12 protein-coding genes and 1 pseudogene are annotated in these 9,703 nt (G+C 69.1%); 8 read left to right on the forward strand and 5 right to left on the reverse strand.

Features of this window, described 5'->3' with window-relative positions:
• Positions 1-196: alcohol dehydrogenase catalytic domain-containing protein (locus tag GAS53_RS38525; protein WP_404829387.1), on the reverse strand; the 196-nt coding region annotated here is incomplete at its 3' end.
• A 159-nt stretch (positions 197-355) separates the two neighbouring features.
• On the opposite strand from GAS53_RS38525, the gene GAS53_RS38530 reads away from it, so the two are divergent.
• Positions 356-787 (forward strand): winged helix-turn-helix transcriptional regulator, encoded by a 432-nt coding sequence (locus tag GAS53_RS38530; RefSeq protein WP_225859361.1) that lies wholly within the window; start codon positions 356-358, stop codon positions 785-787.
• 20 nt (positions 788-807) lie between these two features.
• Here GAS53_RS38530 and GAS53_RS38535 read toward each other — a convergent pair whose 3' ends face one another.
• A complete protein-coding gene (locus tag GAS53_RS38535; RefSeq protein ID WP_151482423.1) occupies positions 808-1,374 on the reverse strand; it encodes a TetR/AcrR family transcriptional regulator in 567 nt (188 codons plus the stop codon).
• Positions 1,375-1,857: 483 nt separating this feature from the next.
• On the opposite strand from GAS53_RS38535, the gene GAS53_RS38540 reads away from it, so the two are divergent.
• The 3 genes from GAS53_RS38540 to GAS53_RS38550 all read left to right on the forward strand — a co-directional run bounded on the left by GAS53_RS38540 (position 1,858) and on the right by GAS53_RS38550 (position 4,585).
• The gene (locus GAS53_RS38540; RefSeq protein ID WP_151482424.1) at positions 1,858-2,649 is read left to right on the forward strand and encodes an SDR family NAD(P)-dependent oxidoreductase; all 792 of its coding nucleotides are present in this window, start codon (positions 1,858-1,860) and stop codon (positions 2,647-2,649) included.
• Between the two features lie 292 nt (positions 2,650-2,941).
• Positions 2,942-4,003, forward strand: coding sequence for an alkene reductase (locus GAS53_RS38545; protein WP_151482425.1), 1,062 nt, complete (start codon positions 2,942-2,944; stop codon positions 4,001-4,003).
• A gap of 153 nt (positions 4,004-4,156) precedes the next feature.
• On the forward strand, positions 4,157-4,585 hold the full coding sequence (locus GAS53_RS38550; protein ID WP_151482426.1) for an ester cyclase: 429 nt from the start codon (positions 4,157-4,159) through the stop codon (positions 4,583-4,585).
• 26 nt (positions 4,586-4,611) lie between these two features.
• Here GAS53_RS38550 and GAS53_RS55510 read toward each other — a convergent pair whose 3' ends face one another.
• Together GAS53_RS55510 and GAS53_RS38560 are read right to left on the reverse strand one after the other, a co-directional pair.
• On the reverse strand, positions 4,612-4,935 hold the full coding sequence (locus GAS53_RS55510) for a hypothetical protein (RefSeq protein WP_192583468.1): 324 nt from the start codon (positions 4,933-4,935) through the stop codon (positions 4,612-4,614).
• Between the two features lie 477 nt (positions 4,936-5,412).
• Positions 5,413-5,880: a winged helix-turn-helix transcriptional regulator gene (locus GAS53_RS38560; protein ID WP_151482427.1), complete on the reverse strand. Its 468-nt coding sequence runs from the start codon at positions 5,878-5,880 to the stop codon at positions 5,413-5,415.
• A 104-nt stretch (positions 5,881-5,984) separates the two neighbouring features.
• Here GAS53_RS38560 and GAS53_RS38565 point away from each other — a divergent pair, with 104 nt between their 5' ends.
• Entirely contained in the window at positions 5,985-6,485 is a 501-nt protein-coding gene (locus GAS53_RS38565; RefSeq protein WP_151482428.1) for a PaaI family thioesterase, read from the forward strand.
• 177 nt (positions 6,486-6,662) lie between these two features.
• Here the strand turns inward: GAS53_RS38565 and GAS53_RS38570 are convergent.
• Positions 6,663-6,815 (reverse strand): annotated as a pseudogene (locus tag GAS53_RS38570) (CGNR zinc finger domain-containing protein); the annotation flags it as partial.
• A 238-nt stretch (positions 6,816-7,053) separates the two neighbouring features.
• Between GAS53_RS38570 and GAS53_RS38575 the strand changes: the two are divergent.
• The 3 genes from GAS53_RS38575 to GAS53_RS56945 all read left to right on the forward strand — a co-directional run bounded on the left by GAS53_RS38575 (position 7,054) and on the right by GAS53_RS56945 (position 9,402).
• A complete protein-coding gene (locus GAS53_RS38575) occupies positions 7,054-7,644 on the forward strand; it encodes a TetR/AcrR family transcriptional regulator (protein WP_151482429.1) in 591 nt (196 codons plus the stop codon).
• A 122-nt stretch (positions 7,645-7,766) separates the two neighbouring features.
• Entirely contained in the window at positions 7,767-8,069 is a 303-nt protein-coding gene (locus tag GAS53_RS38580; RefSeq protein WP_318723323.1) for a hypothetical protein, read from the forward strand.
• A 748-nt stretch (positions 8,070-8,817) separates the two neighbouring features.
• Positions 8,818-9,402 (forward strand): GtrA family protein, encoded by a 585-nt coding sequence (locus GAS53_RS56945; RefSeq protein ID WP_225859362.1) that lies wholly within the window; start codon positions 8,818-8,820, stop codon positions 9,400-9,402.
• The last annotated feature ends 301 nt before the right edge of the window (positions 9,403-9,703 follow it).

A 9,703-nucleotide genomic window follows, 5' to 3' on the forward strand; every position in this document is an offset into this window, starting at 1 on the left:
GGTCGTGGCCGAGCACGAACGGAAGCTTGTACTTCAGAAGCTGCTTGAACTCCCCGTTGCGGACCATTTTGTCCAGCGGGTTGATGCTGGCGGCGCTCACTCTGACCAGGACGTCGCGGTCTCCGACGGTGGGCTCGGGTACCTCTGCGGCGCGCACGCCGTCCTTGCCGTATTTCTCGACGACGAATGCCTTCACGCCGGCCGCCTTTCCAAGTGGGTTTCCGGTGGTTGATGTGATTCTTCGCGCAGGTCCCCCTGCGCGCCCGTTTCTCGCGTGCGGCCGGGTTGATGTGCTGGCTACGACGTTAGCTCCTGAGTATAGAAAAGTAAACTCAGGTAAGGTTAGGGCCACCCCATGGATGCGAGGACCGAGGCTCTTCAGGGCGCCGGCATGGACCCCCGTCTCGACCGGGACGCGTCCAACTGCTCGATTGCCCGGACCTTTGAGGTCGTAGGTGAGAGGTGGACGATCCTGATCCTGCGCGAGGTCTGGTGCGGCTCGTCCCGCTTCAGCGACTTCGAACGCGTCCTCGGCTGCCCACGCAACCTCCTCGCGGCGCGGCTCCGGATGTCGGTGGAGGAAGGGATCCTGGCCGCCGAGACCTACAAGGAGCCGGGCTCGCGGAGCCGGCCGAAGTACGTGATCACACCCAAGGGCATGGAGCACCAGCGGCGGGGCTCCTCAAGATCGGTTACGGGAAGTGCGTCCTTGCCGACGCATGGAACGCAACCCCCTGACGGGCCCAACAACCGCTTAACCGCGTGGAGTTGGGCCTCAGCCGCCTAGCCGGTGTCCGGGATTCCGGGTCAGGGCCCGTCGGGTGCAGTCAGGGCCTTGTGGGTCGACTCCAGGATCTTCTCCGACAGTTCTGTGCCCGCCGTGGCTCGGGCGAGCAGGATCGCGCCGACCAGAGTGGCCACCATGGGAAGGCCGTCTTCGGTGTCGGTGGACATCCACGCGGCGAATGCCTCGACTCCGGCTGCGTACGTTTCGCGCACCCCTCCAGCTGTGGGCTCGCGAGCCGTGTCCCCTGCGAATCCCGCGGTGGGACAGCCGGTGCCGGGCTGGTCACGGTGCTCGGCCGACAGGTAGAAGTCGACGAGGGCGCCGCGCGCGCTGTCGTGGTCGCCGTGGGCCGTGTCGAACGACGCCAGGAGTAGGTCAAGGTCCCCGAAAGCGGCTTGAGCCGCCTCGGCTACCAGGGCCTCCTTGGAGGGGAACTGCTTGTAGAAGCCCCCCGTGGTCAGCCCGATGGACTTCATCAGATCGGCGACGCTGATGCCGTTCACACCGCGCTCTCGGAAGAGCTGGGCGGCCGCGGCGACCGCGCGCCTGCGGTTCTCGAGCGCTTGGGCTTGCGAAACCCGACTCATCAGTCACCTGCCCACGTTAGATAGTAAAGCGCATCTATCATATGCGAAGTGCCGGGCGGGCGGCCGCAGCGCCCTCTTTTCGTCTTTCCGTACGGCAGGGGCTGCCGAGCCCGGTACCGCGCTGCTCGCCCCCCGGGTAGTCGGGGGTGATCCGACGCCGGTTGGAGGCGGCTCGCGTTGGGTTCGGCGTGTGTGCGGCGTGCAGGTCTCTGCAGGGGAGTCGTTCGCCGTGCCTGCGCGCTCGTCGTGAGGGCAGTGCACGAAACCGTCCACAGCGGCCATGCGTCCGGGGAGTCTCCATCCGAACCTGATCGGCCGCCGACCCTGTAACCCCGCGTGCACGTCGAGCAGTCTCTGGCTGCGGGCGGTGACTGGCTGGTGTCGGGGCCGTTGACTGGACGGCGTTAGATACCTACCGTAATCTAAAGCGGGGCCGACGCTTTGGCCCCTACTCATCCGCCAGCCCAGAAATGAGATCCACCCATGACCACGCAGAACGAGACCGCTGTCGTCACCGGTGCGTCCGCCGGCCTGGGTGCCGCCTACGCGCAGCGGCTTGCCGCTCGGGGCTACGACCTGATCCTGGTGGCCCGGAACGCTGCGCGGCTGGAAACGCTGGCGGCGGACATCCGCAGCCGCACCGGCCGCGCGGTGGAAGTCGTCACCGCCGACCTCACCGATGCGGCGCAGATCTCCGTGGTCGAGGAGCGTCTACGGACCGACGAGAGCATCGCGGTGCTGATCAACAACGCCGGCGGGTCGCTGTTCACCCCGCTGGCAAGCTCCGACGCCGCGGCCTCCGAGGCACTGATCAACCTCAACGTGACCTCGCTGACCAGGCTGACCACCGCGGTCCTGCCGGGCCTGACGGCCCGCGGGCACGGCACCGTGGTGAACATCTCCTCTGCCCTGGCTCTCAACATCCTGCCCGTCAGCGCCGTCTACAGCGGCACCAAGAGCTACGTGCTGACGTTCACCCAGGCCCTGCAGCAGGAACTCGCCGAGAGCCCCGTCGTGGTGCAGGCCGTTCTGCCGGGCGCCGTCCGCACGGAGTTCTGGGACGGCTCCGGCCTCGACCTCGCGGCGTTCCCCGACGAGTGGATCATGAGTGCGGACGACGCCGTCGACGCGGCGCTCGCCGGCCTCGACGCCGGGGAGCCCGTCACCATCCCGTCACTGCCCCAGATCAGCGACTGGGAGTCGTTCGAGAAGGCGCGTCAGACGCTCGTCCCGAACCTGTCGCAGCGGGTGCCGGCCGATCGCTACCGCGGCTGACCGCCGGCTCCGACTCTGGCGGCTGACAGCCGCTCCAACTCCGGTGCGGGAGGCGTCCCTGTGTGACGACGGCACGGCCGCTGCTGCACACGACCGATGCGTCCTCCGGCGTGGGCCGGGGGAAGACCGACGCGCTCGGCCTCCGCCGTTGCTTGCTGCCCCTCCACGCAGTCCGCCTTCCACGGTGGAAGGTCACCCGGCCCGTCCGGCCGCTCACCGCCTACGCGCTCCCCGTGGGGCAGGCAGCCCGCCACCCCGCAGCTCCCTCTCACCCTTATTTGAGGAAACATCCATGTTGAATGCCCTGTGGAACCCGATCGTCGCCGGGGAGATCTCCCTGCCGCACCGGCTTGCGATGGCCCCCATGACGCGGGACCGGTCCACCCCGGAAGGCATACCCACCGAGCTGAACGCCGAGTACTACGCCCAGCGCGCCTCGCACGCCCTCATCATCACCGAGGGCACCCAGCCCAACGCCGACGGACAGGGCTACCCGCTCACCCCGGGCATCTACTCCGAGGAGCACATCGCCGGGTGGCGCAAGGTCACCGACGCCGTGCACGGTGTCGATGGACGCGTCGTCATCCAGCTCATGCACGTCGGACGGATGTCCCACCCCGACAACACCCTCCACCACCGGCAGCCGGTCGCCCCCTCCCCGGTCCAGCCGGCGGGCGCCATGTTCACCCCGTCCGGCCCTCAGGAGATGCCGGTACCGCGCGAGTTGTCCACCCAGGAGGTCGCCGCGACGGTCGAGGACTTCCGGCGCGCCGCGGCGGCCGCCATCGCGGCGGGCGCCGACGGCGTCGAGATCCACGGCGCCAACGGCTACCTGCTGCACCAGTTCTTCGTCGGCAACACCAACCAGCGCACCGACCAGTACGGCGGCTCCATCGACAACCGCATCCGCTTCGCGGTCGAGGTCGCCACCGCGGTGGCGGACGAGATCGGCGCCGGCCGCACCGGCTTGCGGATCTCTCCCGGCAACCCGTTCAACGACATCGCGGAGAGTGACACCCACGAGCTGTACCCGGCACTCGTGCGCGCCCTCGCCCCGCTCGACCTCGCCTACCTGCACATCGGCAACTGCGGCGACGACGAACTCCTGCACACCCTCCGCAAGCTGTGGCCGAACACCCTGGTGCTCAACCGGGCCGGCACCGACATCGCCACCCGCGCGAAGGACATCGAGGACGGCCTGGCCGACATCGTCACCGTCGGCACCATGGCCCTCGCCAACCCCGACCTCGTCGAGCGCGTACGCACCGGCGCACCCCTGAACACCCCCGACCCCGCCACCTTCTACGGCGGCGACGAGGCCGGCTACACCGACTACCCCACGCTCACCGCCTGACAAACCCCGGCCGGGCGCTTCGCCTCTGCGAGAAGAAGCAGCCGCTGCCCGGCGCCATCGCCAGACCCTGCTCGTCCAACCCGCCAGTTCGACCCGATTCCACTGTCCGTCACCGGGGCGGAGCCGCTCCGTCCATCCACATTGGAGAAGCACATGTCTTCCTCGAACATCGAAACCCAACCGTCCACCGCCGACTTGCACCGACTTGCCGATGAGTACGTCAAGCTCGTCAACCTGCGTGACCTCGACGCCCTGTTCGCCCTGTACGCGCCGGACTTCCGCAACCACGCCGCCGACGGCACCGCCACCGGCCTCGAGGAGACCCGCGCGGTGCTGGCGTCGTTCCTCGACGCGGTCCCCGACTTCGCCGCCACGCCGGTCCGTGTCGTCGCCGAGGACGATTGGTTCGCGATCACCTTCATCCTCACCGGCACGAACACCGGGCCCTTCAACGGCACTCCCGCCACCGGCCGATCGATCAAGGTGCTGGAGCTCCGCATGTTCAAGGTGGCCGACGGGAAGCTCACAGAGCACTGGGGCCTCATCGACCTGGCGACGCTCTTCGCCCAGTTGCAGTCCTGAGAGGGCTACGTGAGTTGATGTCCGTTTCACCATTTCGGGAGTGACATCGGACCGGCCGCAGCTTTGCCGGGCCGGCCGCCGCGGCTGGGTGAAGAAGCCCTGCTCGTCTTGACCAGGGTTCCGCGCTCGGTCAGCCGCTTGAGATTCAGGCGGGTGTTGTTGATGTTGTTGGGCGCAATCTTCATGTCCGTCGCCTCGCACACCCGCCGCGCCCGCAGCGGCGTGTCGGCCGCGGCGAACAGCGCCATGACCTGCCGGTAGGCCGGTTGGTCCGGCAGTTTCGGGGCCGGCACCGGGCCCAAGGGCGGCAAGGACATCGAGAAGGTTGTCGCCACCACTTCCTGGGACACGCTGCGCGCCACCTTGACCCGGTTGGACCCCAAGCAGTTCCTGTCCTTCAACCGCGACTCCGTCGGCATGCATGACCGCCGGGGCCGGTGGCCACTCGACCGGGTCATGTCCGGGCCCGCGCGGCCGAAGCGATCTGAGAGCGGCGGAGTACGCGGCACTGATCGGATCGGTGGTATCAGAGCGATCCGCCAAGCAACCGTGCCCCGGCATGCCCGACCGCCCCCGCACCATCGGCACGCGCATCCCGCCACGGAGCACCTGTCCCGGGTCCGCCACCGCATGCCGTCGATCAACTGCCGACGCGTCCGTACCGGCGGCCGCCCCGGCTTCTGGCCAGCGGTAGCAACGGTTCAAGCAGCCCACTGGCTACTCGTCAGAGCACATGCCTCACAGGGCAACAGGGCAACGGCGGCGGAGTACACGGCACTCAGCAGATGTCTCACCGCTGTCCGGCCCGCGACCGCGAGGTCGATGGCTCACGACCGGAGGCGGGCGCCTGTGGCCAGCCGGGCGGTGACTTCACGGGGAGTGAGGGTGGAGTGCTCCGCGGAGCACTCGACGACGACACGGACCGGGGCGTCGCACTCGGTGTGGCGGACGTCCAGTACAGGACCCTCGGAACCGAGGGTGTATGCCTCGCCCCACTGGCTGAGCGCCATCAGGACGGGCCATAGGTCCCAGCCCTTGCGGGTCAGGCGGTATTCGTTGCGGGAGCGGCTGCCGGGCTCCCGGTAGGGGACCGTCTTCAGGATGCCGGACGAGGTCAGCTTGCGGAGGCGGTCGCTGAGGACGGCCTCCGACAGGCCGATGTGGCGATGGAAGTCGTCGAAGCGGCGGACGCCGTTGACGGCGTCACGCAGGATCAGCAGCGTCCATTTCTCCCCGATCACGTCGAGCGTGCACTGGACGGGGCAGTTCTCCGTGCTCGCCTCAAGCCACTCCATCCCGCAATCGTAAGGGTCTGGCTTCGTCATTGACAGTCAGGCGAACAAAAGTCTAGCTTCACTTGAAAAAGTCAGCTGACAGTCAGAGGGAAGGGCGCTGGACCGTGGGGCGAACGCGTACGTACAAACGGGAAGATCCCGCGATCCTGGCGGAGGCCGCCGGGCGCATGGCCGGCATCGACTTCCTGCGCGAGCTGCAGGCGGGGCGACTGCCGGGGCCGCCCATCAACTACACCGTCGACTTCGCCCTGGACGAGGTGGAACCCGGCAGGGCGGTCTTCTCGCTGACACCGGGGGAGGAGCACTACAACCCGATCGGCAGCGTGCACGGTGGCATCTTCGCCACCCTGCTCGACTCGGCGGCGGGCTGCGCCGTCCAGTCCACCCTCCCGCAAGGCATGGCGTACACCTCGCTCGACCTGACCGTGAAGTTCCTGCGACGGATCACGGTGGACACGGGCCCGGTGCGCGCCATCGGCACGGTCGTCAGCAAGGGCCGCCAAACCGCCCTCGCCCAGGCCCAGTTGGTCGACGCGAAGGACCGCCTCCTCGCCCACGCCACCAGCAGCTGCATGCTCTTCCCGGTGCCCGCCCCCCAGGTGTGACTCCGCAGGCAGGGCCCTCGGGCCTCGGGCGCCGAGTGCTCTGGGCGGGGCGACCGGCTCGAAGCTGAAACTGAGGTACGCCGCGTCACGCGGCGCGGTTGCTTCGCCTGTCGCGCCTGGTAAGGCGACCTTGGTGCGATTGCCACGGCGGGACATGGAGCACCACCGGCGGTTGCGGGCGGAGGAGCGGTCCGAGAAGCGCAGGGCGCAGCGGCCCGCTCCGCAGACGCGTACGCGTACGCGTCGGATCTCGGCGGCGGACAGGGGCGGGTCGACGGCGTCCTGGGCGATGAGTGCCAGCGCGCTTGTGGGGTGGCGGGCGAGGCTCATGGTGACGGCCGGCCGACGCCATGAGCCCCGCAGACGAGGGCGAGTTCAGGCGCCGGGTACGTGGCTGCCCTCACAGATGAAGCCCGACGCTCGCCCGTCGTCCTTGTCGCAGAGGGCACCGGCGACGAGGCGGCCGCCCGTCGCCGCTGTCGACTCTTTGGATTACGTTCGCAATACCATAGACTGTGAAGTCGGTGAAGGGCAACCGGTCCTTCCGGCCGGCGAAGGAGCGTGTGCTGTGGTGCGGTACGGAAAAGAGCACAAGTTGGAGACGAGGCGGCGGATCATCGAGACGGCGGGCCGCCGGTTCAAGCAAGACGGTATCGACGGCTCCGGGGTCTCGACGCTCATGAAGGACGCGGGGCTGACCAACGGGGCCTTCTACGCTCACTTCGAATCCAAGGATGACCTCGTCACCACGGCAATCGCCGAGCAGTTGAAGGTGCAGGCCGAGGATGTCGTCGCGCGGGCTGCGCCTGGCCGTGCCGGACTCGAGCAGATTGTGCGGGGGTACCTGTCGCCCCAGCACCGCGACAGTCTTGGTGACGGCTGCCCCAACGCCGCTCTGCTCGACGAGATCGGGCGCTGCACCGACACAACCAGGCAGGCTTACACCGACGGCGTGCTGGTCCTCATCGAGGGCATTGCCGCCCGCATGGCGCCCGAGGACCCCTCCTCCGCACGCGTGAAGGCGCTCAGCCTCCTCGGCCTGATGGCCGGGACGCTGCAGCTTGCCCGCGCCTTGACCGACAGTCAACTCGCCCATGAGCTCCTCGATCAGGGGGTAAACAACGCCCTCGCCCTGCTGGACGCCGAGCAGCGCGTCTGACGCACCACGTCCCCAGCCCCAGGCTGTGGCTCTCGGGGAACGGCCCGACGTCGGGATGGCCGACTGGGTCGGCCATCCCGACGTCGTCGCTGCTTCGTCGCTGCTTCGCCGGTGCCGCCGCCATGGGCGCCGTATGGGTCATCAACTCCATCTCCCGCGCCACCGGCAGCGCCATCGGCAGCGCGATGATCACCACCGTGCCGGCCTCCAAGAGCGTCGGGCACCTCCCCGTCGGCTCCCCGGTACTGCCCGCCGAATCGCAGTTCACCCTCAGCTTCGTCCTCGCCGGGGCGGCCTTCGCGCTGATCGCGCTGGTCGCCTGGTTCGGCCTGCGGTACATCCAGGTGGCACAGCACCATGCCGCCGAAGCGGCGGCGGACCGCGTTGCCGTGACCGAGTCCGAGGTGCTGCCCGGAAGCAGGTAGGAGGCCCGTACGGAGCCCTGGCGCGGCGACGTCAGAACAGAGCTTTTGCCTCTGACGCCGCCTCTGACGCCGCCTCTGGCGTCGCTGCCGACCGTTCTGGCCTGGCTGGCCGATCCCCGTGCACCGCCGAGGCGGACCGGCCCTTGCGATCGGAGCCCGGCGCACCAGGGCGCCGTCACGACCGGTGCCACCTGGCCTCCGTTTCGCGTTGGGTCAGCTGACCCGGCCAAGTCATGCCTCGTCCGGCCCCTCATGCGACGTGACCTCCAGTTGAGGAGACCGTTCGTGGCAGGGCCGTGAGATGGGCGAAGGCGTCCGCCTGCTCATGCCGCCGCGGCCAGATGGGCGGGGTGAGTTGGGCGAGGGCGTGACCCGGGCCGACTGCGTGCGGGGGTCGGTAGCGGAGTCTCCCCCGTTTCGCGGCAGCCCTGTTCCCATGCCGCTGCAGGTGGCACGTGGAGGGGTATCGGTGGAGACGCCGCGGGAAGGGGTGCCGCCCGGGCCGGTGGCCTCGCAGCAGCGGAGGCGGTTGTCGCACCGGGCGCGTGCGCCGTGGTGAATCTGCACCCCCGCCACCTATGTGAGTACGGTCATAATCCAAAGTCCGGTCAGACCCTTGCCCGCGGATCGGCTCACTGCTTATTGTCGTATGGTCGTAATGCGAAAGCCTCGACGAGCGTGCGAGCGCAGCGTCCTGCGAATCCGCCGGCCAAAGGGGCCAGCCACTCTCAGCCGAAAGGGACTCCCCATGAAGTCGCTGGTCTTGCCGAAGGCGATGCCTGGGGCAGCGGACGAGGCGCTGGGTGCGGAGCGGACGGACGTCGATGCGGCCGCGGCGCGACAGAGCCCGGGTGCCCCCGGTCCACTCGGCTCCTTCGCCCGGTTCGTCCTGTTCGGCGGCGGTGTCGGGGTCGCGTCCAGCACTGCCGTGGCCGGGCTCGGCGGAGTGATGCCCTGGGCTGTGGCGAATGCTCTGATCACCGTCGCCTCGACTCTCCTCAGTACGGAGCTCCACGCACGCTTCACCTTCGGGGCAGGGCATGCCGGATGGCGCCAGCACTGGCAGTCCGCGGGGTCGGCCACGGCCGCCTACGTGGTGACCTCCATCGCGGTGCTCGTCCTGCACCTCGTACAGCCATCGGCCGGAGTGCTCTACGAGCAGGTCGTCTACCTCTCCGCCGCCGGGCTCGCCGGTATCGGGCGTTTCCTGGTGCTGCGTGTGTTCGTCTTTGCCAGTGGCCGGACCCGGACCACGGTGCGGGCCATGAACCCGGCGCCGGCACGGGAAACGGGCGCCAAGGTGTCCCTGCTTTTCCCGGTACCGGCGCTGTGAGCAAACCGTCCGGCAGCGTCTCCCTCGCCGACGACCGTGGCCTAGCCGATGACCGCCGACTCCAGTGGGGCCTGGAGGGCCGGCGGCCGAACGTTCTCAACCGGTAAGACGAGGTGGGCACCGAGTCGGGGAACCAGGGCGTCCATCACCTGCGCACTGCGGTGTCGGTCGGGCGCGACGGCTGGGCGCCGGCCCGACCGAGGGGCCCGCGGCGCCTCCTTCTTGGGGCACCTGCCGGCCGGCACACCGGTGAACAACGGGTCGGGGAGCGCGTCGGCCCGCGCTCGGAGGCGCGGGCCGA

The organism is Streptomyces albicerus, from assembly GCF_008905045.1.
GTDB classification, from domain to species: domain Bacteria; phylum Actinomycetota; class Actinomycetes; order Streptomycetales; family Streptomycetaceae; genus Streptomyces; species Streptomyces albicerus.